Genomic DNA, 22,161 nt, shown 5'->3' on the forward strand with positions numbered 1-22,161 from the left:
GGCGAGTCTAGGCAGCCGGGCGCCCGCCGCGCGCGCCCGAGTGCCGGCGGCGGGCGGGTGGTCAGCGGGCCCAGGTGGCGTAGACGCGTTTCGGCACGACCATGCGCCACGCGTCGACGATCAGGTCGCGCAGCTCGGCGCCGCCGAGGGTGGCCAGGTGCCCGCAGACCCAGTTGAAGCGCAGGTCCGACACCGGCGGCAGGAAGAACCGGGCGGGGTCGGTGGCGATGAGCGCGTCGCGTTCCTCCTTCGGGAACGCGAACCCGAGCGTCGTCTCGTCCTGCGACAACGCCAGATAGACGATCCTGCCGACCCTGAACTTGACCCGGTCGCGGATCAGGTGCTCGGTGGTGCGCGGCAGGCTCAGCGCCACGCTGCGCACCTCATCGACGGTCCCCATCCGCCTATGCTGCCATGCCGGGGTGCCGGCGGGGGCGCGGACGCTTCCGGGCCAAGATCAACTCTGGGTCGAACCCGGGCCCTTTACCCAGCCGGCGGGCGGCCGCACATCCGGCCGGCAAGGCATCGTCATAAAAATGGGCAAAGCGGGCGGAAGTTCGTCCGAACGGGTGACGGTGACGTCACCGGGGTCGGTGCTCGTCGTTGCGTGGGGCAGCCAGAAGGCCCCCGCTGAGCGAACGGACCGACGCGATGAGACCGGGTATCGGTGGCGCGCACAGATCACGAAACCGGATGCTCATGGCCTCCGCACCGCTCACACTGACCGTGGCCGCTGCCGTCCTGCTCGGTGGCCCACCGCTCGGGCTGCCCGCCAACGCCGTCGTGCTCGTGGCCGCCGCCGCGGCCGCCGCGCTGCACGCCGGCTGGTTGCTGCGCCTCGCCCGCGCCGCCCCGGCACGGACCGCTCCCGGACCGGGCGCCGCGGTGGAATCCGCCGTAACGCGGACCGCCTTCGAGCCGGCTGCCACCGTGCAGACCGTCGCGGTGGAAGCCGCCGGGACGCGGACCGCCCCGGAGCCGGGTGCCGCGGAGCCGACCGTCCCGGTGTCGGCGGGTGCCGTGACGCAGACCGCCCCGGAGCCGGGCGGCGCGGTGGAGGCCGTTGCGGCGGCCGTCCCGGCGTCGGCGGGTGCCGCGCCCGGCGGGTCCGCGCCGCGCGGCGCCGTGTTCAGCCTCGTCGCGCTCGCCGCGGGCGTCTTCACCGCCGGTGTCTCCGCGGTCGCCACCCCGGTCGCGGCGTACCTCGCGCCGGTCTGGAGGCGCAGCGGCACCTGGAGGTCGTGCGGAATGCGGGCTGCCGCTACGGCCAGGGCCACTACTACGGCACGCCGGCACCGGCGGAACGCATCGAGGCCGCCCTGGTGCGGCAGCGCACCCTGGTAGCGGCGGTCACGGCAGCCGGGTGGTGACCGGCCGTTCCCGGTGCACGTGCAGGACGCTGAACGTGATCGGCTGGTCGGGCTTGTCCTGCCAGCCGACGGCGAGTCGGAGCGTCTCGCGGGTCGCCGGGAAGAGCATCTTGCCGGTCGCGACGACGGGCAGGCCCAGCTTCGCCGGCTGCGCGCCGCGGTTCTTCAGGTTGCCGCCGACGATGTTGATGAGCTCGCCCATCGCGTCGGTGACGTCGCGGTCGCTGACCTCGTCGGGCTCCATCGCCAGCATCAGCCCGGTGATGTCGTGCGCCGCCGCCGGCGGCACCAGCACCCGCACGTGCCCCTCCCACGCACCGGTGATCGAGACCGCGGCGGTGATCGGCCGGACGTCCAGGGCCGGCTCGTGGTCCGTGGGCTGGGCCTCGGGCTGTTGCAGGTACGCGTCCCAGACCTCGTTGACGATCTCGGCGAGGTCCCGGTGGGCGAGGCCGGACTCGGTGAGCGAGGCGTCCATGCGCACTCCAGAAGTCGTGGGGCTGTACCTACCCCCGCATGGTGCCAGCCGAAAGTGGCAGGTCGGGAAAAACAGGTAAATCCGCCTCGCGTGGAGCGCCGGTCCTTCCGCTGGCAGCGGAATGGCCCCGCGCCGCTCGGTGACCTGCCGCGCGGTCGCCTAGGGTCGCTCGCATGGAGCACAGCTCGCGGTTCCGTTACGACCGGCGCCCGGACGACGACCCGCCGGCGCCGCCGCCCCAGCCCGCGCCCTGGCTCGACGAGCAGCTCTTCGGCCGCCGCATGGTGTTCCTGCGCGGCGCGATCGAGCCCGAGATGGCCGGGCGGGTCGCGGCGACGCTGCTCGCCCTCGACGCCATCGGCCCCGACCCGATCAGCCTGCATCTGGCGGCCGAGGAGGGCCAGCTCGCCGCGGTCTTCACCCTGGTCGACGCCCTCGACGCCGTGCACGCCCCGGTGCACGCCACCGCCGTCGGCCAGGTCGGCGGGGCCGCCATCGGGGTGTTCTGCGCCGCGGCGACCCGCTCGGCGTTCGCGCACGCCAGGTTCCGGCTGTCCGAGCCGAAGGTCAGCAGCCCGGGCGGCACCGCCGACCAGGTCGTCGCCGAGGCCGGCCGGTACCTGCGCGACCTGGAGGACCTGGTCCTGCGCATCGCCGGCGCGACCGGCCAGCCCCGCTCCCGTGTGGAGGACGACCTGTCCACCGGCCGGGTGCTGTCCGCGCAGGAGGCCCTCGACTACGGCCTCATCTCTTCGATCACATCACGGTGACCGTTCCGTGCCTTGGCGTCCCGTCCGCTGATCCACTAGGTTCGATACGCAGCGTTATGGTCGACGGTGGAGAGGACGCGCCGGGTGGACAGCACGGAGCAGAGTCGGATCGACACCACCGTCCCGCACCCTGCCCGGCGGTACAGCTACTGGCTCGGCGGCAAGGACCACTTCGCCGCCGACCGTGAGTCCGGCGACGCGATCGCCGCGCGGTTCCCCGCCGTGGTCGCCCTGGCCCGGGCCAACCGCGCCTTCCTCGGCCGCAGCGTGCGCTTCCTGGCCGAGTCCGGCGTCCGGCAGTTCCTCGACCTTGGCACCGGCCTGCCCGCCCCGGACAACACCCACGAGGTCGCGCAGCGGGTCGCCCCCGACGCCCGCGTGGTCTACGTCGACAACGACCCGATCGTCATGGTCCACGCCCGCGCCCTGCTGCAGGGCGACCCGCGCGGCAAGACGACCTACATCGAGGCCGACGTCCGCGACCCCGAGGCGATCCTGACCCACCCGAGCCTGCTGGAGACCCTCGACCTGACCCGGCCGGTCGGCATCCTGCTGGTCACCACGCTGCACTTCGTCCACGACGACGAGCAGGTCGCCGCCGTCGTGCGCCGCCTGCTCGACGCGGTGCCCTCCGGCAGCCACCTGGTCGTCACCCACGGCACGATGGACTTCAGCACCCCCGACGGCGTCGCCGCCTACGAGAAGATGTTCGCCGCCGGCGGCACCGATGTCCGCGCCCGCCCCAGGTCGGCCATCGAGCAGTACTTCGCCGGCCTGGAGATCGTCGAGCCCGGCATCGTCCCGGTCGGCGACTGGCGCCCCGACGAGACCACCGACCGCCCGGTCAGCGCCGACCTGCAGATCTACGGCGTCGTCGGCCGCAAACCGTAGGGCTGTGCGCCGCCGCTGCTGGTGGTGCGCCGCGACGACCCTGGCTTCCCGGCGCTGGTGCGGCGGGTGCTGCGGGAGGGCCGGCACGTCAACGACTTTCTCGGTCGCAGGTGCTTCACGACCGCGTACGTGCACCGGCCGCAGGAACTCGCCGCCGAGGCCGAACCCCCGTGGTGATCCAGGTCGCGCCGCGGCCATCCGGATGGCCACCACGGGACCTCGATCAACCCCGCAAGATCAAGGGAACCGGCGCCGGCGCTGCAGGACTGCGGCGAGCCTGCGCCGGGCGTCGCGGGCGGGGTGAGCGGCCAGCAGGGCTGCCCGCGGCACCCGGCGGTCACCGCCTCGCCGAACAGCCGTGGTGATCCAAGTCGCGCCGCGGCCATTTGGATGACCACCGTGCGACTTCGATCAACCCGGGCAAGATCAATGCCGATCGGCGCCGGGCGTCGCAAGAGCAGAGCGAACCGCCGCCGGCACCACCGCGGCTGCGGAAACGGGAACCGGCAGCCGGGCACGGGCGGCTGCCGGTGGATGTGGTGGGCGGGGCGGCCCGAGGGGTTGGCCGCCCCGCCCACGTCGGAGCGGGCTCAGCGCGTCGTGACCGGGACCTTCTCGGCCGGGGCGGCCAGGTCGAGCGTGCTGCGCAGCGCGGTCGGGCGCATCAGTGCCGCGGCGAGGACGCCGACGAGCGCGATGCCGGCCGAGATGAGGAAGATGTGGCCGGTCGCGTCGCCGTAAGCGGCCCGGACGATGTGTTGCACGGCGGGCGGGAGGGCGTTGAGGTTGAGGTTGCTGGCGCCGCCGCCGGAGCCGGCCGGGACCCCCGCGGCGGCCAGAGCGTGCGTGATGTTGTCGGTGACGCGGCGGGCGAGGACGGCGCCGAGGACCGAGACGCCGATGGTGCCGCCCAGGGAGCGAAAAAAGGCGATGGTGGAGCTGGCGGCGCCGATGTCCTTCAGCGGGACGGTGTTCTGCACGGCGAGGACGAGGTTCTGCATGGAGGAGCCGACGCCGACGCCGACGAGGAACATGGCCGCGCCGACGTAGACCAGCGACGTCTGGTGGTCGATGGTGGCCAGGGCGGCGAAGCCCAGGACGAGGATGACGGTGCCGGCCACGATGTACGGCTTGATGTTGCCGGACCTGGTGATGAGCCGCCCGACGACGATGGAGGCGCCGAGCACGCCGGCCATCATCGGGATGGTGAGCAGGCCGGCCTCGGTCGGGGTGTAGCCGCGGCCGATCTGGAAGTACTGGCCGAGGAAGACCGCGCCGCCGAACATGGCCATGCCGACGGAGAGGCTGGCGATGATGGACAGGGCGGTGGTGCGCTGCCGGACGATGTCCAGCGGGACGACCGGCTCCGCGGTGCGGGCCTCGACCCAGACGGCGAGGGCGAGCAGCACCAGGCCGGCGCCGACCATGGCGAAGGTCTGCCAGGACAGCCACGCGAACGAGCCGTCGACGAACGACACCCAGATGAGCAGGACGCTGACGCCGGCGGCGATCAGCGAGGCGCCCAGGTAGTCGATCTTCACGTTGTCGCGGCGCAGGGTGGCGATGTGCAAGGTCTTCTGCAGCACGAACAGCGCGATGACGGCGATCGGCACGCCGACGAAGAAGCACCAGCGCCAGCCGAGCCACGAGGTGTCCACGATGACACCGCCGAGCAGCGGGCCGCCCACGGTGGCGACGGCCATCACGCCGCCGAGGTAGCCGTTGTACCGGCCGCGCTCCCGCGGCGGGATCATCGCGGCGATGACGACCTGGACGAGGGCCTGCAGGCCGCCGACGCCGATGCCCTGGAAGGCGCGGGCGGCGATCAGCTCGCCGGCGTTCTGGGCGAGCCCGGCGAGGATCGAGCCGACCACGAAGACGACGATCGAGATCTGGACGAGCAGCTTCTTGTTGTACAGGTCGGCGAGCTTGCCCCAGATCGGCGTGGAGGCGGTCGCGGTCAGCAGGGTGGCGGTGACGACCCAGGTGTACTGGCTCTGCGTGCCGTTGAGTGCCCCGATGATCTTCGGCAGGGCGGTGGAGACGATGGTCGAGCTGACCATCGCCACGAACAGCACGAGCAGCAGGCCGCTCAGCGCCTCGAGGATCTGCCGATGGCTCATCGGCTCCTCGGTCTTCGTCTGACTCATCGTGTTGCCTCCAGGTGCGAAGCGTGCAGGTCGTTCGTGAAGCGGCGCAGGTAGCCGCCGAACCGTTCGAGGTCCTCGTCGCTCCAGTCGCGCAGGGCGTCGGACAGCAGGGCGCTGTACCAGGCGACGGCGTCCGCGAGGGTGGTGCGGCCGGCGTCGGTGAGCTCGAGGAGGCTGGCCCGCCCGTCGTGCGGGTCGGCGACCCGGCGCACGAGCCCGGAGCGCTCGGCCGCGCTGACCGCCCGGCTGGCGGTGGACTGGTCGAGGGCGATGGCGGCGGCGACCTGCTTCAGGTGGCAACCACCGGTGGCGCTGCGCACCCGGTCGATCGCCTGCAGCAGCCCGACGGTCCCCGCCGGCAGCACCGGGTGCCGCTGCTGCTTGAGCACGCGCAGGGCCTTCACCAGTTCGTACAACTCGTCGCGCAGCTCCATCGGACACCTCCTCAAATACTTGCCTTCTACAAGCATCTGTAAAAGTTGCCCAGTGCGCAAGTTTGCCCGGTGAGAACTGGGTAACATTCGGGGTGTGAGCACCGGGCTGCGCGAACGCAAGAAGTCCGCTACCCGGCAGGCCCTGCATGACGCTGCCGTGCGGCTGGCGATCGAGCACGGCCTGGAGCGGGTCACCGTCGAGGCGATCGCCGACGCCGCCGAGGTGTCGCGGCGGACGTTCTCGAACTACTTCGCCAGCAAGGAGGAGGCCCTCCTGCACGGCGACCTGGCCCGCATGCGGCGGCTGCTGGACGTGGTGCGCTCCCGCCCGGGGAGCGAGGCGCCGTGGCCGGTGCTGACCGCGGCCGCCGTCGAGGTGTTCCAGGAGCTCAGCACCCGCGATCCGGGCTGGATCGCCCAGGTCCGGCTGGTGCGGCGGCACCCGGCACTCGCCGCGCAGCAGGTCACCACGTACACCTCGATGGAGGACGGCCTGACGGCCGAGCTGTCCGCGCGCGGGGTGGGCACACCGTTGCGCGCCCGGTTGACGGCCGCGGCGTTCCTGACCGCGCTGCGGGTCGCCGTGCAGGCGTTCGCCGACGGCGCCGGGGGCACCCCGCTGATCGACGTCATGCAGGAAGCCCTCGCCGAGACCGGCAAGGGCTTCCTGGGTGACGATGTGCGGGAGCAGGCGGCGGTCAGCGGGCACCGGTCAGCCGCGGGCGCAGCATGAGGATGACGCCGAGCGCGGCGTAGCCGACGACCAGGTGGGTGCCGCCGATGTAGTCCGCCACCGGGGAGCCGAAGATCCCGAACGCCGGCACGGTGATCACGGCCCAGCTCTCCGCGACCGTGGGCCACACCCGGGCCACGCCCTTCCAGCGGCCGGCGAACAGGATCTTCACGCCGATGACGGCCATGCCGAGCATCGACAGCGGCCAGAACACGTCCATCGGGATCAGCCACACCGCGTCACGCAGCGCGGGGACGGCGTGCAGGAAGCTCCACACGGTGGCGATGGCGAGCAGGACGTGCTCGACGACCAGCATGCCGCGAGCGACCTTCGTCAGGCCGGTCGCGCGGGTCCGGACCTGGATCGCCAGCAGGGCGAACAGCCCCAGCTGGAAGAGCCCGCCGGTGACGTCGGTGATGGTCAAGCCCAGCGAGTCCGTCGGGTTGTTGCCGACGGTGAACATGCTGGTCGCCCACGCCGCGGTGCCGGCGGTGAGGGCCAGGCCCAGGGCCCGCACGCCGCGGACGGAGATGGCGGCCGGGGGCTGCGGCAGGTCGCGGACGTCGGTGCGGGCGGGGACGGGTTCGGTGCGGATGCTCATGTCAGATCCTTTATGTGAACGGCGCGGCTCGCCGGGTATGCCGAGAATCCTGCGTCCCGCGGCGACCCGGGCGGCAGGGCCCGGCGCCCCCGGTCGCGTCCCCTTCGGTGTCCCGGCCGGGACGGGACACCGGTCCTCGGGACCTCGGGACGCCGCGGCTGACACGATGTGCCGCATGCGCATGCGCCTGACCACCCTCGCCGGCGGGCTCTTCGCCCTGCTCGCGCTCGCCGCGACGGTCATGTCGATCGTCCTGGAGGTCGCGATCGGCGCGCAGCGCCGCGCCACCGACGGCATCGAGGCAGGCTGGATCTCGGGCGTCGCCGGGCTGGCCCTCGCCGTGCCGGGGGCGCTGCTGGCCCGCAAGGTGCCGCGCAACGCGGTCGCCTGGATCCTGTGCGTCACCGGCCTGCACTGGTCCGCCGACGGCACCTGCGCCGCCTGGGTCGCCTACGCCACCGCGCACGACCCGTGGTTGCCCGGCGTGACCATCTCGTGGTGGCTCTACCAGCGCCTCGGCGCGGCGCTGCTGTTCTCGCTGCCGCTGCTGCTGATCTTCTACCCCGACGGCCGCCCGCCCGCCGGACGGTGGCGCTGGGCCTCGTACGTCAGCCTCGGCTTCACCGCGATCCTGCCGGTGACGCTGCTGTTCGTGCCGACGCGCATCGCCGGTGCCGCGGACGCCGAGGTCGAGCCGGCGCACCTGCGCCAGCTGTCCGTCGATCTGCTCCCGGTCCCGCTGCCCGACGCCGTCTGGGAGGCGCTGCTGCGGGTCGGTTACGCGGCCCTGCCGTTGAGCATGCTGGTCCCCTTCGTGGTGGTGTTCCGCCGGTACCGGCACGCCACCGGCCTGGACAAGGCCCGCATGCGCTGGCTCGTCTGGGCCGGCGTGGTGGACGTGCTGGTCATGCTCTCGGCGCTGCTGCTGCCGCAGTCGGCGCTGTCGGCGGGGCTGTTCGTGGCGATCATGGTCACCGGCGCGGCCATCTCGATCGGCATCCTGCGCCCGCGCCTCGTGGACATCGACCGGCTGCTCGGCGGCACCGTCCTCTACGGCGCCCTGGCCACGCTCGTCGTCGCCGTCGACGCGGTCCTGCTGGCCGCCGCGACGACACTGTTCGACGAGCAGGGTGCGGCGCTGGCCGGGCTGCTCGTCGTGATGCTCGTGTACGGCCCGCTGCGCCACCGCCTCTGGCAGCTCGTGCAGCGGGTGGTGCTCGGGCGGCGGCACGACCCGTACCGCGTCGTGTCCGGCCTCGCCGAGCAGCTGGAGCGCACCGACAGCCCCGAGGACCAGCTGCTGGCCGTGGCACGCAGCGTCGCCGAGGCGTTCAACGCGCCGTACGTGGCCGTCGAGGTCCACCGCGGCGGGGACTCGACGCTGCTCGCCGAGCACGGGCACGCGGTCCCCGACACGCAGACGCTGCCGATCACGTACCGTGGCGAAACCGTGGGACGGCTGATCCTGCCCGCCGGCGGTCCCCGCACCGTGCTGTCGCCGCGCGACGAGCGGCTCCTCGCCGACGTGGTCCGGCAGGCGGCGGCCGCGGCCCGCTCCAGTCACCTGGCCGCGGAGCTGCAGCGCAGCCGGGAGCGTCTCGTCGGGGCGCGCGAGGAGGAGCGCCGCCGGGTGCGCCGCGACCTGCACGACGGCCTCGGCCCGGCGCTCGGCGGGGTGGCGCTGCGCATCGACACCGCCCGCAACCTGCTGAAGTCCACGCCGGCCCGCGCCGACGACGTGCTGCGGCAGGCGCGGGAGGACGTGTCGACGGCCCTGGCGGACGTACGCCGGCTGGTGCACGACCTGCGCCCGCCCGCGCTCGACGACGTGGGCCTGATCGGCGCGGTCGACCAGGTCGCCGACCGGCTGCGCACGCCCGCGCTGACGATCCGCGTGACCGGCGACCTGCCGGCCGGGCTGGCCGCGGCGGTGGAGGTGGCGGCGTACCGCATCGCGTCGGAGGCCCTGACCAACGTGTCGAAGCACGCGCGGGCCGGGTCGTGCGTGGTGGACTTCTCCGTCTCGTCCTCCGGCGACAGCCTGGTGGTGTCGGTGGTGGACGACGGCGGCGGGATCGCGGTCGGCACGCCGTCCGGCGTCGGCCTGATCTCGCTGCGCGAACGGGCCGCCGAGCTCGGCGGCCGGTGTGAGATCTCCTGCCCGCCCGGCGGCGGCACCACGGTGCGGGCCACCTTGCCGTTAGGATCTGCCACCCGCGCACAACAGGAGGTGCCCGATGGCCGATGAACCGGTCCGGGTCCTGGTCGCCGACGACCACCCGATCTTCCGCGACGGCCTCGCCGTGCTGCTCGGCTCCGTCGACGGCATCGACGTCGTCGGCACCGCCGCCACCGGGGCGGAGGCCGTCGCCCTCGCCGTCGAGCTGCTGCCCGACGTCGTCGTCATGGACGTGCAGATGCCCGACCTCAACGGCATCGAGGCGACCCGCCGCCTCGCCACCGAGGCCTCCTCCGTCGGGGTCGTCGTGCTCACCATGTCCGAGGACGACGGGACCGTCTTCAGCGCCGTGCGTGCCGGGGCCCGCGGGTACCTCGTCAAGGGCGCCGAGCAGGAGGAGATCGTGCGCGCCATCAACACCGTCGCCTCCGGCGGCGCGGTCTTCGGCGCGACCCTGGCCCGCCGCATCGCCGAGTTCTTCGCCGCCGGCCCGCCGACCGCGACAACGGCCTTTCCCGAGCTCACCGCCCGCGAGCGGGAGATCCTGGAGCTGCTGGCCGCCGGCCGCTCCAACGCCCAGATCGCGCAGGCACTGTTCCTGTCGCAGAAGACGGTCCGCAACAACGTCTCGAACGTGTTCGCGAAGCTGCAGGTCGCCGACCGCTCCGAAGCGATCGTGCGGGCCCGCGAGGCGGGTCTCGGCCGCTGACCCGGCGGTCCGGGCCGCCGGCCGGTCACGTGTTGGGGGCGGGCGGTTCGGCTGATGTGCGGGTGGCACGTTTCCGGGATTTTGGTCATGTCGGGTGGCCGTACCGTTAGGTCCAACAGCGCAACACCGAGATGAAATCCGAGAGGACCACCCCCATGAGCGAGTACGGCGAGATCGAGACCGGCGAGACCCACAGCGGCCTCGCGGAGGCCCACATGGAGAGCGGCAGCGAGCAGGACTACAGCTCGCAGTACGGGATCCTCGAGCAGGACCACCAGAGCATCGAGCACACCGAGTACGAGAACGTCAAGCACATCGAGTACACGGATGCCGCGGGCAACCACTACGAGATCACCGAGTACACCCGCTACGAGCACACCGAGATCGAGTCGGAGCACACCTTCGCCGCGTACGGTCAGGAGGGCTCCGCGGGCTTCGGCGCCGCCGAGCTCGGCGCCTCCGAGGAGGCGTCGGACTCGCAGGTCATGTCGCTGACCGAGCGCTTCGAGAGCTTCCTCGGTGACATCATGGACGGCCCGAACTACGAGATCTCCGACAGCAGCGCCTGACCCGCGCGCTCGGGTGCGTCTCGACTGCGCTAGGAACGCCGGTCAGCCTTCGGGCTGGCCGGCGTTTCGCGCTGCCCGGCCCCGTCGCGGAGGGCTGAGGAGGATGCGGTGATACCGGACACGAGTGTCGGGTGGGTGACACGACGGCGCAAGTGTTCGCCAAGTGGGCGCCAAGTGACGGGGGGCATGCTCTTCTCAGCAGCAACCGAAAGGGCCGGACAGGCCCTCGCACGGACTAGCTCGAAGGCCCCCCTTCGATATACATATATCGCTGGACTGGTAGAGCGGCGCTCCTCCCTCGCGCCGCTCTACCAAGCATTTCCGGGCCGGTGACCCCGGGTGGCTCAGCCGGTGAAGAGCAGCAGCAGGCCGGCGACCGTGTAGGTGACCATCAGCCCCAGCAGCGGCACCTGGCCGGTCATGGCCTGGGCGCGGGGGAAGAGTTTCAGGGCCCGGTCGTGGGCGAGGACCGTGCCGACCAGGTGCCCGAGGATGATGGCGGTGACCTGGACGTTGGCGACGCCCGTCGGGGTGATGACGCCGCTGTACGGGTCGAAGTCCGGCTCGCCCAGCAGCAGCGCGACCGTGCGCTGGCCCTCCAGGACGAACAGCGAGTAGTAGTGCGCCACGACGTAGCCGACGACGATCGGCACGATCGAGTGGGCCAGCTCGCCGGGGGTGCGCTCCGCTGACGTGTGGCCGCGCCGGCCCGCGGTGCGGGTGGCCACGGTGTACGCCAGAGCCACCGCGCCCACGACGCCGAGCAGGCCGAGGGTGCCGGTGACGGGGGCGGGCAGGCCGTTCTCCTGGGTGAAACGCAGCCAGAACAGGGCGCCGGACATCGCGTCGTAGAAGGTCGCGCCGAGCAGCACGACGACGACCGCGACGAGGCCGGGTGCGGGGCGCAGGCCGGCCATGCCGTCGAGCGGGTTGCGCAGCACGAGGGTGCCGTCGGGGCGGCGGCCGATGATCGCCAGCCGGCCGGCGAGGTCGCTGAGCACCTCGAACGCGTCGCCGCGGGTGAACCAGCCGGGGCCGTAGACGAAGGCGCCGGCGAGCATCGCCACGGCGTACACGGCGAGCCAGGTGCCGAGGACCGGCAGGGTCGCCCGGTCAGGGGCGACCAGCTCCAGCCAGGCGAACGCGAACAGTCCGGCCGCGGCGGGCCAGTAGCCGACGGACTCGGGCAACGGCCGGCGGGCGGTGAAGCCCAGCGACAGGGTCCGCAGCGGGTTCAGCGCCCGCCAGACAGGGCCGAGCAGCAGCGACAGCGGGACCAGTCCGACCCAGAACAGCACGTACACGATGCCGGCCGCGGGGTTGTCGGCGGTGTCGGGCAGCGTGAACGTCCACGCCAGGACGCCGAGCAGCGCGATGCCGATCAGGCGCGGGACCAGCGGCGGCACGGTCGGGAGCCGGAGCGGGCGGCCGGCGGCCGGGTCGAGCCGCGGCGAACGCCACGCGACGCCGAGGACCAGGAACGACACGACCAGCGCGGCGGCGGCACCGGCGAGGAGCTGGCCGAGGGTCAGCGGGAGGTCCTGACGGCCGCCGACGCCGTGCGCCAGGACCGGCTGGAGAGCGGCGTTCAACGGACCACGAGCTGGAACAGCACGAGGTGCGACGCGTGCGTCTCGACCTCGAACAGCCCGGTCCGGTCGGCCCGCAGGTCGAGCGAGGCGGGCGCCCCGGCCGGCAGGGGCAGCGTCCTGTCGTAGCCGTGGACGTGCAGCTCGTCGGCGACGTCGGAGGTGACGGTGATGCGCACCAGGCTGCCCTTGGCGACCTCGACCCGGCTGGTCGGCGGGGACACCTTGCGCTTGACGACGGTGACCACGACCTCCTTGTCGACGGCGGGCAACGACGAGGCGGCGGGCGGCGACGAGGCGGCGGGCGGCGACGAGGCGGCGGACCGCACGGCGGCGGCCGTGGGAGAAGGCAGCGCGACGGAGGGTGACGGCACGGGGGCGGGGGAGGAGTCGCAGCCGGCCAGGAGCGCCAGGAGGCACACGGCGGCGGCGGTGGTGGTGGCGCGGGCGGCAGGCACGAAGGAGGCTCCCGGGGCGGCGGGGTTCGTCAGGATCGTGAATTTAGCGTCTTGTCGGCTATGGGGGAACCCGGCATCATGTGCCGATGCGATCGGGCAGCGTCATTGCGGTCAATGCCGTCAGGGTTGCGGTGCTGGCCGTCGTCGCGGCGCTCGGCCTCGTGGTGACCGCGGTGCCCGCCGCCGCGCACGGGCAGCTGGCCATGTCGGACCCCGTCCAGGACAGCACGGTCGACCAGCCGCGGGCCGACGTGGCGCTGTACTTCACCGAGCAGCCGGCGTCCTTCGCGTGGTTCACCGTGACCGCCCCGTCCGGGCAGCGGGTCGACGGCGGCTGGCGCGGCGGGGAGCCCAAGCGCCTCGACAAGCCGGTCCAGGAGTACTTCCTCGTCGACGGCAAGTTCGAGCCGAAGGTCTACAACACCGGCTTCCCGGCGCTGGTGGCCGTCTCGCACTGGCCGGAGCAGGGTTTGTACGTCGTGGCGTACCAGTCGGTCGCCTCCGACGGCGAGGCGGTGAAGGGGCAGCTGCGGTTCACGTACGGCGGGCCGGTGACGCCGGCGCCGGCGGGCTGGACCGCCCCGACGGCCGGGCCGTCCGAGGCGCTGACCCGGGCGCTGAGCAAGGAGAGCGCGCCAGCGGCCGCGGCACCCACCGCCGGCCCCCAGCAGGCCGCGCCGCCGCCCGCCCCGGCGACCCCGTTCGTGCTCACCGACTGGCTGATCCCGGCGCTGCTCATCGTGGGCGTCGGCGCGATGGTCTGGCTCGCCGCCCGCCGCGCTCCAGTGCCGCCGGAGAAGAAACGCCGCAAGGCCGCCCTCCGGTAAAGCCTTGGGTAAGGCCCTCCGAGCGGCTGCGTCTCCGCGCCCAGCCGGGCCGGTTTGGCCGCCTTCCCCGCCCGGCGCAGCACGGCACACAGGACGGCGTGCGCCGCGGTCCTCCACACGTCCCCTGTTCGGCCCCGCGCGCCGCCGGCCAAGGATTTGGGTCACGTTGACGTCACTGGGAGCCCTGGGACAGGATGAACCCCGAGCGGTCACAGGGAGGAACCCAGTGCGATTCTGGGACGGTCCCGCCACTGTGACCGGGGAGTCGTCCTCCAGCGCACGGGCCACGGCCACAGGTCGGAAGGTCGGGGGACGGCGGCGATCCGGGAGTCAGGAGACTCCGGCCGCTCGTGCTCCATGACCCAGCGGGCGCGGACCCGCTCGAGGAGGATGTGCCCGTGACGTCGCCGTATCCGTTCTCGGCCGTGGTCGGCCTGCCCGACCTGCGCCTCGCGCTGCTGCTCACCGCCGTGTCCCCGGCGATCGGCGGGGTGCTCGTCCGGGGTGAGAAGGGCACCGCCAAGTCGACCGTCGTGCGGGGCCTCGCCACGCTGCTGCCGGAGGTCGACGTCGTCGCCGGCTGCCGGTTCGCCTGCGACCCCGCCGCGCCGGACCGGTCCTGCCCCGACGGCCCGCATCCGGTGGACGCGCCCCTGAGCAGCGCCGTGCGCCGCCGGTCCGCCCTGGTCGAGCTGCCCGTCGGTGCCACCGAGGACCGGGTCGTCGGCACCCTCGACCTGCAGCGGGCCCTCGGCGACGGGGTCAAGGCCTACGAGCCCGGCCTGCTCGCCGCCGCCCACCGCGGCGTGCTCTACGTCGACGAGGTCAACCTCCTGCCCGACCATCTCGTCGACCTGCTCCTCGACGCCGCCGCGATGGGCCGCGCCCACGTCGAGCGCGACGGGGTCTCCGTCCAGCATGCCGCCAGGTTCCTGCTCGTCGGCACCATGAACCCGGAGGAGGGCGAGCCGCGCCCGCAGCTCGTCGACCGGTTCGGCCTGGTCGTCGGGGTGACGTCGCCGACCACCGCCGCGCCCCGGGCCGAGGTGGTGCGGCGGCGGCTGGCGTACGAGCACGACCCCGAAGCCTTCGCGGCCCGCTTCGTCGAGGAGGACGCCGCCCTCGCCGCCCGCATCGCCGCCGCCCGGCGGGCGCTGCCCGGGGTGTCGCTGCCGGACCGCCAGCTCGACCGCATCGCGCGGATCTGCCTGGCGTACCGGGTCGACGGGCTGCGCGCCGACATCGTGGTGGCCCGCACCGCGGTCGCGCTGGCGGCCTGGCACGGCCGGACCGTGGTGACGAAGGACGACCTGCGCGACGCGGCCCGGCTCGCTCTGCCGCACCGGCGCCGCCGCGACCCCCTGGACCCACCCGGCGCCGACCAGGAACGCCTCGAGGAGATCCTGGAGCAGGAGCTCGGCGGCCCCGACGACGACCACGACGACGGCGGCGGCGAGCGCCCCGACGGCGACCCCGACACCGGCGGCCCGTCCTCGGCCGGCGACCCGCCGGACGGCGACGGCACCGAGGGCAGCGGCGGCAGCGGCGCGGACGGCAGCGCGGACGGCAGCGGCGGCGGGGATGCGGACGGTGGCTCGCAAGGGCCGGCCGGACCGCCCGACGGCGACCCCCGTGACCAGCGCGGCGACGCCACCCCGCCGCCCGCCGGCACAGAGCCGCCGGCGCCGTCCGGCGGGCCCGTCACACAGCCCGCCGGGGAACTGGCGTTCGCGCAGGCACCGTACAAGACCAGGCTTTTGAAGATCGGCGGCCGGGCCAACCGGCAGCACGGCGCCCACGCCGGCCGCCGCTCCCCGGCGCACGGGCGGCACGGCCGGGTCGTGCGCTCCCGGCAACCCGGCGGCGGCAAGCTCGTCACGCTGCACCTGCCCGACACGGTGCGGGCCGCGGCGCTGCGCGGCGCCTCCCGGGTGCACGCCCGCGACCTGCGCGAGGCGGTCAAGGTCGGCCGCGAGGCCAACCTGGTGCTGTTCGTCGTCGACGCGTCCGGCTCGATGGCCGCCCGGCAGCGCATGACCGTGGTCAAGACCGCCGTGCTGTCGCTGCTGCGCGACGCGTACCAGCGCAGGGACAAGGTCGGCATGATCACCTTCCGGGGCGCGTCGGCCACGACGGTCCTGGAGCCGACCGCCAGCCACGAGGTCGGCGTCCTGCGCCTGGCCGAGCTGCGCACCGGCGGCCGCACCCCCCTCGCCGCCGGCCTGCTGCAGGCCGCCCGCACGCTGCACGGCGAGCGCCGCCGCGACGCCCGCCGCCGGCCGCTGCTCGTCGTCGTCACCGACGGGCGGGCCACCAGCGGCCCGGACCCGTTGACCGTCGCCCCCGCGCTCGCCGGCGTCCCCGCCGTCGTCGTGGACTGCGAGTCCGGGCATGTGCGGCTCGGCCTCGCCCGGCGCCTCGCCCGAGCCCTGTCCGCCGACTGCGTCCCGCTGTCGGCCCTGTCCACCGCCGCCATCCACCCGGGGAGCTGAACATGCCGCAGGGCAAGGTCGAGCACGTGCCCGACGACGGCCTCACCACCCGCCAGCGCCGCCGGCAGCACGTCCTGGCCGTCCACACCGGCCAGGGCAAGGGCAAGTCCACCGCCGCGTTCGGCATGGCGCTGCGCGCGTGGAGCGCCGGCTGGTCGATCGCCGTGTTCCAGTTCGTGAAGAGCCCGAAGTGGCGGGTCGGCGAGGAGACCGCCCTCAAGGCCCTCGGCGAGACCGGCAAGGGCGGCGACGTCGTCTGGCACAAGATGGGCGAGGGCTGGTCCTGGATCCAGCGGCCCGGCACCGAGCGCGACCACGCCGCCGAGGCCGCCGAGGGCTGGCAGCAGATCAAGCGGGACCTGGCCGCCGAGGCGTACCGGTTCTACGTGCTCGACGAGTTCACGTACCCGATGAAGTGGGGCTGGGTCGACGTCGCCGACGTCGTCGCCACGCTGCGCGACCGCCCCGGCAACCAGCACGTCGTCATCACCGGCCGGGACGCGCACCCCGACCTGGTAGACCTCGCCGACCTCGTCACCGACATGACGAAGGTCAAGCACCCGATGGACGCCGGGCGCAAGGGCCAGCAGGGCATCGAGTGGTAGCCAGGGTCGTCATCGCCGCACCCGCCTCCGGCCACGGCAAGACGACCGTGGCGACGGGCCTGCTCGCCGCGTTCGCCGCGCGCGGGCTGCGGGTGGCGCCGTTCAAGGTCGGCCCCGACTACATCGACCCCGGCTACCACGCGCTCGCCGCCGGCCGGCCCGGCCGCAACCTCGACCCGGTCCTCGTCGGCGAGGAGCGCATCGGCCCGCTGTTCGCGCACGGCGCGGCCGGCACCGACATCGCCGTCGTCGAGGGTGTCATGGGCCTGTTCGACGGCCGCACCGGCGCGGGGGAGTTCGGCTCGACCGCGCACGTGGCGAAGCTGCTCGACGCGCCGGTCGTCCTCGTCGTGGACGCCACCGCGCAGGCCCGCTCGATCGCCGCGGTCGTGCACGGCTTCCGCTCGTTCGGCTCCGGCGTACGCATCGCCGGGGTGGTGCTCAACCGGGTCGGCTCCGACCGGCACGAGCAGATCCTGCGCGACGCGTGCGCCGAGGTCGGCACGCCGGTGCTCGGCGTGCTGCGCCGCCACGACGCGGTCGCCGCGCCGTCGCGGCACCTCGGGCTCGTCCCCGTGGTGGAGCGGCAGGCCGAGGCCGTCGAGTCGGTCCGCGCCCTCGCCGCCGTGGTGACCGCCGGCGTCGACCTCGACGCGGTCCTCGCCACCGCCCGCAGCGCGCCGCCGCTCGCCGTCACGCCGTGGACGCCGCTGACCGCCGAGCCCGTCGCCGGCCGGCCGGTCGTCGCGGTCGCCGGCGGCCCCGCGTTCTCGTTCGGCTACGCCGAGACCGTCGAGCTGCTGGCCGCCGCCGGCGCCGAGGTGTCCACCGTGGACCCGCTGCGCGACGAGGCGCTGCCGCCCGGCACCCGCGGGCTCGTCGTGGGCGGCGGCTTCCCCGAGGTGTACGCCGAGCAGCTGTCCGCCAACGCGCCGCTGCGCGGGTCGGTCGCCGCACTGGCCGCCGCCGGTGGGCCGGTCGCCGCCGAGTGCGCCGGGCTGCTGTGGCTGGCCCGGTCCCTGGACGGCCGGCCGATGTGCGGCGTGCTGCCCGTCGACGCCGCCATGACCCCGAAGCTGACCCTCGGCTACCGCGATGCGGTCGCGGTCGGCGACAGCGTCCTCGCACCCGCCGGCACCAGGGTCAGCGGCCACGAGTTCCACCGCACCGCGGTCACCCCACCGGCCGGCGCCACCGCGGCGTGGGCGTGGCGGGGCGAGGCCGGCACCGTGCGGGAGGGGTTCACCGCCGGTTCGGTGCACGCGTCGTACCTGCACCTGCACTGGGCCGGCACGCCGCAGCTGGCCCACCGGCTGGTCTCGGCATGCGGCTAGTGCTCGGGTTCGGCGCCCGCTCCACCGCGACCGCCGACGACGTCGAGGCGCTCCTGCCGCCGCGGGACGGCACCGTCATCGCACTGTCCACCGTGGACACCCGGGCCGACCTGGCCCGCCGGGTCGCGGACCGGCACGGCTGGCAGGTCGTCACCCACCCGGCCGGGGCGCTCGCCGACGTCGCGGTGCCGAACCCGTCGGCGGCCGTCGCCGCGCACGCCGGCACCCCGAGCGTCGCCGAGGCCGCGGCCCTGCTCACCGCCGCCGCCTCGGGCGGCCCCGCGGTCCTCGTCACGGCGAAGCGGGCGTCCGACGTCGCCACGGTGGCCGTCGCGGCCCTCGCCCCGCCGGTGACCGTGGTCGGCATCGGCGCCGACGGCGCCGGCTCGCTGTCCCCGGCCGGGCGCGCCGCGATCGCCGCCGGCACCGTCGTGTTCGGCAGCGCCCGGCAGCTCGACCTCGTCGGCGGCGTCACCACGGCCGAGCGGGTGGCCTGGCCGTCGCCGCTGGTGCCCTCGCTGCCCCGGCTCCTCGCCGCGCACCACGCCGCCCGGGTGGTGGTCCTGGCCAGCGGCGATCCCATGTACCACGGCATCGGCGGCACCCTCGTGCGGCTGCTCGGCGCCGGGCACGTGCACGTCGTGCCGCACCCGTCCTCGGTGTCCCTGGCGTGCGCGCGGCTCGGCTGGCCCCTCGACGACGTCGAGGTGGTCAGCGCCGTCGGCCGCTGCGTCGACGCGCTGCGCCGGGTCCTGCACGACGGCCGGCGGATCCTGGTCCTCAGCGCCGGCGCCGGCACCCCGCCGCAGGTGGCGGAGATCCTGCGGGAGACCGGCTTCGGCGCCAGCGACGTCACCGTCCTGGAGTCCCTCGGCGGCCCGGACGAGCGCGTCCACCACGACGTCACCGCCGCCGGACCGCTCAACGTGGTCGCCGTCGCCTGCCGGGGTACCGGTGGACTGCCGGTCGTGCCGGGGCTCGACGACGGGGCGTACACCTCCGACGGCCAGCTGACCAAGCGCGAGATCCGGGCCGTCACGCTCGCCGCCCTCGGCCCGCGCCCCGGCGAACTGCTGTGGGACGTCGGCGCCGGCTCCGGCAGCATCGCCGTGGAGTGGCTGCGCGCGCACCGCTCGTGCCGCGCCGTCGCCGTCGAACGCGACCCTGTCCGCGCCGAGCGGGTCGCTCTGAACGCCCGCGCCCTCGGCGTGCCGCACCTGTCCACCGTGCTCGGTGCCGCCCCCGACGCCCTCGACGGCCTGGCACCTCCCGACGCCGTCTTCATCGGCGGCGGCTTCACCGCGGCGGGGGTGTTCGAGCGCTGCTGGTCGGCGCTGCGCCCCGGCGGCCGGCTCGTCGTCAACGCGGTCACCGTCGAGTCGGAGCGGCTCGTGGCCGATCTCCACGCGGTGCACGGCGGCACCTTGACCCGGCTCGCGGTCCAGCGCGCCGCGCCCGTCGGCGGGTTCCTCGCCTGGCGGCCGATGATGCCGGTGACGCAATGGGTGGTGTGGAGATGACGGTGTACTTCATCGGTGCCGGACCGGGCGCCGCCGACCTGATCACGGTCCGCGGCCGTGACGTGCTCGCCCGCACGCCGGTCTGCCTGTACGCGGGCAGCCTCGTGCCGGTCGAGCTCCTCGACGTGTGCCCGCCCGGCGCCCGCCTCGTCGACACCGCGAACCTCGACCTCGACCAGATCCTCGCCGAGCTGACCGCCGCCCACGCCGCCGGCCACGACGTGGCCCGCCTGCACTCCGGCGACCCGTCCGTGTTCAGCGCCATGGCCGAGCAGCTGCGCCGCCTCGATGCGGCCGGGGTCCCGTACGAGATCGTCCCCGGCGTGCCGGCCTTCGCCGCCGCGGCCGCCTCCCTGGGCCGCGAGCTGACGGTGCCCGGGGTCGCGCAGACCCTCATCCTCACCCGCACCGCCGCCCGCGCCACCCCGATGCCGCCCGGCGAGGAGCTGCCGGCCCTGGCCGCCAGCCGCGCCACGCTCGTGCTGCACCTGGCCGTGCAGCGCATCGCCGTGCTCGTCGAGGAACTCATCCCCTGGTACGGCGCCGACTGCCCGGCCGCGGTCGTGGCCCGCGCCAGCCGCCCGGACGAGGTCATCCTGCGCGGCACGCTGGCGGACATCGCGGAGCAGGTCCGGGAGGCGGGGATCCTGCGGACCGCGGTCATCGTCGTCGGCCGCGTCCTCACCGCCGAGGAGTTCCCCGACAGCCACCTGTACTCCACCACCCGCCCGCGCTCGTAGCCGCAGGCTCGCGGTCCTGACGTTCAGGGCCGTGGCGGCACGGCCTGCCGGACGCGGGTCAGGTGGTCGGCGGCGCGGTCGAGGGCGTCGTCGCGCAGCCAGCGGGGGACGAGCCGGTCGCCGGCCGGGTGCGGGGCCACCCGCGCGACGACGTCGACCAGCTCGCGCAGCGCGGCGCCCGGGGCGTGCGGCGACGGCGTGAACTCGCTGTCCCAGTGGCGGTCGTGCCACAGCTCGAGCCGGAACCGCTCGAACAACCGCCGCGCCTCGGCGCCATCCATGCCACCAACGTAGACCGGCGAGCTGACCGCCGGCGCCACCTGCACCGGCGAGCCGACCGCCGGCGAGGGGCCCAGAACGCCGCAGCCGACCTCGCGACCGGGCTGACGCCGAGCGTCTCCCCGGCCCGCGAGCGCGCGGGCGGGTAGCTCGGCGGCGCAGCCCCCGGCCTGCGCCGCCGATGGGTGGTCAGTTGCAGTTCTTGAGGTGCGGCCGGATCTCGGCCGGGACGTTGGCCTGGCACACGTTGTCGGTGCCGCCCATGACGGCGGCCCACGTCTTCTTCGCCGCGTCGTACTTGAACACGACCACGGCGGTGTCCATCGCCTCCGGCTGGGTCAGGGCGGTGGCGTACCCCTGGTAGCAGCTGATGTCCTTGAAACCCTTGCCGAGCAGGATGGACCCGGCGACCTCGGCGTTGGCCTGGAACGCCTTCTGCAGCGTGGTGGCGTCGACGGGGCAGCCCTCGCCGGCGTTGGCCGGGTCCGCGCTCGACGGCGCCGCGGCGCTCGACGGGCCGGCCGCCGGCGCCGCGCTCGACGCGGCGGTGTTCGCTGGTGCTGCGGTGGTGTCGGCCGGGTCCTCGGAGGAGCACCCGGCGAGGGCGATCGCCGCGACGGCGATCGGGAGCAGCGCTCGTGTCATCACACGCGGAATCCTTGCGCCTGCGCCCCCCGCGTGGTTGTCGCCTTGCGGACATCTACATTGGACAGACGGAGGATGCGCCGCCCCGCGCCGGGTCGCCCGGACGACTTCAGTCGACGAGGATCGCCGCGGCGGTGGTGCGCACGTACCAGCGCTCGAAGTCCACAGTGGACCAGCCGCGGCGCCGCACGAGCCAGTCGTAGTTGTGCCAGTCCATGGCGAGCCACAGCACGTCGGCGATCTGCTCGACGGTGAGCGCCGGGTCGGTCCGGCCGGTGCCGGCCAGCTCGGCGGCGAAGCGGGTCATGCCCATGCGGCGCTCCTGCTCGTTCTTGGCCAGGATCGCGGCCGCGTCGGGGTCGGCGGTGGCGGCGCCGGCCAGGGCGAGCATCACCTCGGCCTGCCGGGCATGAGTCTCGGTCAGGTGCCGGGCGTAGCGGGTCAGCTTGTCGCGCGGGTCGGGCAGCGCCTGGATGTCCGCCACGAACTGCCGGTCCGGCAGCGCGACCGGCTCGTCGTCGCCGGCGATGGTGCGGTCAACGAGGTCCGACAGCAGCTGCCGTTTCGTGCCGAACGCCGCATAGACGGTCTGCACCGCCACGCCCGCCTCGGCAGCGACGGCGGTGAGCGGGGTCGCGGCGTAGCCGTCGCGGACGAACAGCCGGCCGGCCGCGTCGAGGATCGCCGACCGCGTCCGCAGCGCCTGCCGCTGCCGCCCCGATGCGTCGTACCGCCTCTTGACAACCATCACGTCAGGGTAGTGTTCTATTCGATAGAGGTTTCCTCCA

General features: G+C 74.3%; 24 protein-coding genes and 1 riboswitch. Of the genes, 14 read left to right on the top strand and 10 right to left on the bottom strand.

The annotated features are described in order from the left end of the window. Positions 1-61: 61 nt before the first annotated feature. Positions 62-400, bottom strand: a complete 339-nt coding sequence (locus tag AB0H83_RS30145) for an MmcQ/YjbR family DNA-binding protein (RefSeq protein ID WP_360100518.1) — start codon at positions 398-400, stop codon at positions 62-64. Between the two features lie 326 nt (positions 401-726). Between AB0H83_RS30145 and AB0H83_RS30150 the strand changes: the two genes are divergently transcribed. Continuing rightward, positions 727-1,344 carry a hypothetical protein gene (locus AB0H83_RS30150; protein ID WP_360100521.1) on the top strand — a complete coding sequence of 206 codons (618 nt, stop codon included), beginning with the start codon at positions 727-729 and terminating at the stop codon, positions 1,342-1,344. Positions 1,345-1,350: 6 nt separating this feature from the next. On the opposite strand, the gene AB0H83_RS30155 is transcribed toward AB0H83_RS30150, so the two are convergent. Then, a complete protein-coding gene (locus AB0H83_RS30155; RefSeq protein WP_360100524.1) occupies positions 1,351-1,848 on the bottom strand; it encodes a chemotaxis protein CheX in 498 nt (165 codons plus the stop codon). 173 nt (positions 1,849-2,021) lie between these two features. On the opposite strand from AB0H83_RS30155, the gene AB0H83_RS30160 reads away from it, so the two are divergent. The 3 genes from AB0H83_RS30160 (at position 2,022) to AB0H83_RS30170 (ending at position 3,686) form a co-directional block, all read left to right on the top strand. Next, the gene (locus AB0H83_RS30160) at positions 2,022-2,618 is read left to right on the top strand and encodes an ATP-dependent Clp protease proteolytic subunit (RefSeq protein WP_360100527.1); all 597 of its coding nucleotides are present in this window, start codon (positions 2,022-2,024) and stop codon (positions 2,616-2,618) included. Between the two features lie 84 nt (positions 2,619-2,702). Continuing rightward, positions 2,703-3,509 carry an SAM-dependent methyltransferase gene (locus AB0H83_RS30165; RefSeq protein ID WP_360100530.1) on the top strand — a complete coding sequence of 269 codons (807 nt, stop codon included), beginning with the start codon at positions 2,703-2,705 and terminating at the stop codon, positions 3,507-3,509. Between the two features lie 24 nt (positions 3,510-3,533). Then, a complete protein-coding gene (locus AB0H83_RS30170; RefSeq protein WP_360100533.1) occupies positions 3,534-3,686 on the top strand; it encodes a hypothetical protein in 153 nt (50 codons plus the stop codon). A 413-nt stretch (positions 3,687-4,099) separates the two neighbouring features. On the opposite strand, the gene AB0H83_RS30175 is transcribed toward AB0H83_RS30170, so the two are convergent. Together AB0H83_RS30175 and AB0H83_RS30180 are read right to left on the bottom strand one after the other, a co-directional pair. Continuing rightward, positions 4,100-5,659: an MDR family MFS transporter gene (locus AB0H83_RS30175; protein WP_360100536.1), complete on the bottom strand. Its 1,560-nt coding sequence runs from the start codon at positions 5,657-5,659 to the stop codon at positions 4,100-4,102. Continuing rightward, positions 5,656-6,093: a MarR family winged helix-turn-helix transcriptional regulator gene (locus AB0H83_RS30180; RefSeq protein ID WP_360100539.1), complete on the bottom strand. Its 438-nt coding sequence runs from the start codon at positions 6,091-6,093 to the stop codon at positions 5,656-5,658. Before AB0H83_RS30180 ends, AB0H83_RS30175 begins: the two co-directional genes overlap by 4 nt. Positions 6,094-6,187: 94 nt before the next feature. On the opposite strand from AB0H83_RS30180, the gene AB0H83_RS30185 reads away from it, so the two are divergent. Then, on the top strand, positions 6,188-6,826 hold the full coding sequence (locus AB0H83_RS30185) for a TetR family transcriptional regulator (RefSeq protein WP_360100542.1): 639 nt from the start codon (positions 6,188-6,190) through the stop codon (positions 6,824-6,826). Here AB0H83_RS30185 and AB0H83_RS30190 read toward each other — a convergent pair. Further along, positions 6,792-7,427, bottom strand: a complete 636-nt coding sequence (locus AB0H83_RS30190) for a hypothetical protein (RefSeq protein ID WP_360100545.1) — start codon at positions 7,425-7,427, stop codon at positions 6,792-6,794. The genes AB0H83_RS30185 and AB0H83_RS30190 overlap by 35 nt on opposite strands. 175 nt (positions 7,428-7,602) lie before the next feature. Between AB0H83_RS30190 and AB0H83_RS30195 the strand changes: the two genes are divergently transcribed. From AB0H83_RS30195 to AB0H83_RS30205, 3 genes are all read left to right on the top strand, one after another. Then, positions 7,603-9,675 (top strand): sensor histidine kinase, encoded by a 2,073-nt coding sequence (locus AB0H83_RS30195; protein WP_360100548.1) that lies wholly within the window; start codon positions 7,603-7,605, stop codon positions 9,673-9,675. Next, complete coding sequence (locus tag AB0H83_RS30200) at positions 9,665-10,315, top strand: response regulator transcription factor (protein WP_033365347.1); 651 nt, start codon at positions 9,665-9,667, stop codon at positions 10,313-10,315. Before AB0H83_RS30195 ends, AB0H83_RS30200 begins: the two co-directional genes overlap by 11 nt. A 155-nt stretch (positions 10,316-10,470) precedes the next feature. Continuing rightward, positions 10,471-10,884, top strand: coding sequence for a hypothetical protein (locus tag AB0H83_RS30205; protein ID WP_360100552.1), 414 nt, complete (start codon positions 10,471-10,473; stop codon positions 10,882-10,884). 344 nt (positions 10,885-11,228) lie between these two features. Here AB0H83_RS30205 and AB0H83_RS30210 read toward each other — a convergent pair whose 3' ends face one another. Both AB0H83_RS30210 and AB0H83_RS30215 read right to left on the bottom strand, forming a co-directional pair. Continuing rightward, positions 11,229-12,476 (bottom strand): hypothetical protein, encoded by a 1,248-nt coding sequence (locus tag AB0H83_RS30210; RefSeq protein ID WP_360100555.1) that lies wholly within the window; start codon positions 12,474-12,476, stop codon positions 11,229-11,231. After that, positions 12,473-12,931, bottom strand: a complete 459-nt coding sequence (locus tag AB0H83_RS30215) for a hypothetical protein (protein WP_360100558.1) — start codon at positions 12,929-12,931, stop codon at positions 12,473-12,475. Before AB0H83_RS30215 ends, AB0H83_RS30210 begins: the two co-directional genes overlap by 4 nt. Before the next feature lie 86 nt (positions 12,932-13,017). On the opposite strand from AB0H83_RS30215, the gene AB0H83_RS30220 reads away from it, so the two are divergent. The 6 genes from AB0H83_RS30220 (at position 13,018) to cobM (ending at position 20,449) form a co-directional block, all read left to right on the top strand. Beyond that, positions 13,018-13,758, top strand: coding sequence for a copper resistance protein CopC (locus tag AB0H83_RS30220; protein WP_360100561.1), 741 nt, complete (start codon positions 13,018-13,020; stop codon positions 13,756-13,758). Between the two features lie 216 nt (positions 13,759-13,974). After that, a riboswitch (cobalamin riboswitch) is annotated at positions 13,975-14,099 on the top strand. Between the two features lie 57 nt (positions 14,100-14,156). Further along, positions 14,157-16,250: a VWA domain-containing protein gene (locus AB0H83_RS30225; RefSeq protein WP_360100564.1), complete on the top strand. Its 2,094-nt coding sequence runs from the start codon at positions 14,157-14,159 to the stop codon at positions 16,248-16,250. Between the two features lie 2 nt (positions 16,251-16,252). Beyond that, positions 16,253-16,855: a cob(I)yrinic acid a,c-diamide adenosyltransferase gene (cobO, locus tag AB0H83_RS30230; RefSeq protein WP_360100567.1), complete on the top strand. Its 603-nt coding sequence runs from the start codon at positions 16,253-16,255 to the stop codon at positions 16,853-16,855. After that, positions 16,849-18,189 carry a cobyrinate a,c-diamide synthase gene (locus AB0H83_RS30235; protein ID WP_360100570.1) on the top strand — a complete coding sequence of 447 codons (1,341 nt, stop codon included), beginning with the start codon at positions 16,849-16,851 and terminating at the stop codon, positions 18,187-18,189. The genes cobO and AB0H83_RS30235 overlap by 7 nt, the downstream gene beginning before the upstream one ends. Beyond that, positions 18,180-19,709, top strand: a complete 1,530-nt coding sequence (gene cbiE / locus AB0H83_RS30240; protein WP_360100573.1) for a precorrin-6y C5,15-methyltransferase (decarboxylating) subunit CbiE — start codon at positions 18,180-18,182, stop codon at positions 19,707-19,709. Before AB0H83_RS30235 ends, cbiE begins: the two co-directional genes overlap by 10 nt. After that, on the top strand, positions 19,706-20,449 hold the full coding sequence (gene cobM, locus AB0H83_RS30245) for a precorrin-4 C(11)-methyltransferase (protein ID WP_360100576.1): 744 nt from the start codon (positions 19,706-19,708) through the stop codon (positions 20,447-20,449). The genes cbiE and cobM overlap by 4 nt, the downstream gene beginning before the upstream one ends. 23 nt (positions 20,450-20,472) lie before the next feature. Here the strand turns inward: cobM and AB0H83_RS30250 are convergent, their stop codons facing one another. From AB0H83_RS30250 to AB0H83_RS30260, 3 genes are all read right to left on the bottom strand, one after another. Beyond that, positions 20,473-20,730, bottom strand: a complete 258-nt coding sequence (locus AB0H83_RS30250) for a hypothetical protein (RefSeq protein WP_360100579.1) — start codon at positions 20,728-20,730, stop codon at positions 20,473-20,475. 187 nt (positions 20,731-20,917) lie between these two features. Next, positions 20,918-21,373 carry a hypothetical protein gene (locus AB0H83_RS30255; RefSeq protein ID WP_360100582.1) on the bottom strand — a complete coding sequence of 152 codons (456 nt, stop codon included), beginning with the start codon at positions 21,371-21,373 and terminating at the stop codon, positions 20,918-20,920. A gap of 109 nt (positions 21,374-21,482) precedes the next feature. After that, complete coding sequence (locus tag AB0H83_RS30260; protein WP_360100585.1) at positions 21,483-22,121, bottom strand: TetR/AcrR family transcriptional regulator; 639 nt, start codon at positions 22,119-22,121, stop codon at positions 21,483-21,485. Positions 22,122-22,161: the final 40 nt, after the last annotated feature.

Origin of the sequence: Dactylosporangium sp. NPDC050688, assembly GCF_040654515.1 — a bacterium.
Classification (GTDB): Bacteria; Actinomycetota; Actinomycetes; order Mycobacteriales; family Micromonosporaceae; genus Dactylosporangium.

Excerpts from the sequence above, each read along its gene's own strand:
- AB0H83_RS30155 (WP_360100524.1), bottom strand. The coding sequence starts at position 1,848 with ATGGACGCCTCGCTCACCGAGTCCGGCCTCGCCCACCGGGACCTCGCC.
- AB0H83_RS30145 (WP_360100518.1), bottom strand. The coding sequence starts at position 400 with ATGGGGACCGTCGATGAGGTGCGCAGCGTGGCGCTGAGCCTGCCGCGC.
- AB0H83_RS30250 (WP_360100579.1), bottom strand. The coding sequence starts at position 20,730 with ATGGATGGCGCCGAGGCGCGGCGGTTGTTCGAGCGGTTCCGGCTCGAG.
- cbiE (WP_360100573.1), top strand. The coding sequence starts at position 18,180 with ATGCGGCTAGTGCTCGGGTTCGGCGCCCGCTCCACCGCGACCGCCGAC.
- AB0H83_RS30205 (WP_360100552.1), top strand. The coding sequence starts at position 10,471 with ATGAGCGAGTACGGCGAGATCGAGACCGGCGAGACCCACAGCGGCCTC.
- AB0H83_RS30220 (WP_360100561.1), top strand. The coding sequence starts at position 13,018 with ATGCGATCGGGCAGCGTCATTGCGGTCAATGCCGTCAGGGTTGCGGTG.
- AB0H83_RS30255 (WP_360100582.1), bottom strand. The coding sequence starts at position 21,373 with ATGACACGAGCGCTGCTCCCGATCGCCGTCGCGGCGATCGCCCTCGCC.
- AB0H83_RS30160 (WP_360100527.1), top strand. The coding sequence starts at position 2,022 with ATGGAGCACAGCTCGCGGTTCCGTTACGACCGGCGCCCGGACGACGAC.
- cobO (WP_360100567.1), top strand. The coding sequence starts at position 16,253 with ATGCCGCAGGGCAAGGTCGAGCACGTGCCCGACGACGGCCTCACCACC.
- AB0H83_RS30195 (WP_360100548.1), top strand. The coding sequence starts at position 7,603 with ATGCGCATGCGCCTGACCACCCTCGCCGGCGGGCTCTTCGCCCTGCTC.
- AB0H83_RS30200 (WP_033365347.1), top strand. The coding sequence starts at position 9,665 with ATGGCCGATGAACCGGTCCGGGTCCTGGTCGCCGACGACCACCCGATC.
- AB0H83_RS30190 (WP_360100545.1), bottom strand. The coding sequence starts at position 7,427 with ATGAGCATCCGCACCGAACCCGTCCCCGCCCGCACCGACGTCCGCGAC.
- AB0H83_RS30175 (WP_360100536.1), bottom strand. The coding sequence starts at position 5,659 with ATGAGTCAGACGAAGACCGAGGAGCCGATGAGCCATCGGCAGATCCTC.
- cobM (WP_360100576.1), top strand. The coding sequence starts at position 19,706 with ATGACGGTGTACTTCATCGGTGCCGGACCGGGCGCCGCCGACCTGATC.
- AB0H83_RS30180 (WP_360100539.1), bottom strand. The coding sequence starts at position 6,093 with ATGGAGCTGCGCGACGAGTTGTACGAACTGGTGAAGGCCCTGCGCGTG.
- AB0H83_RS30260 (WP_360100585.1), bottom strand. The coding sequence starts at position 22,121 with ATGGTTGTCAAGAGGCGGTACGACGCATCGGGGCGGCAGCGGCAGGCG.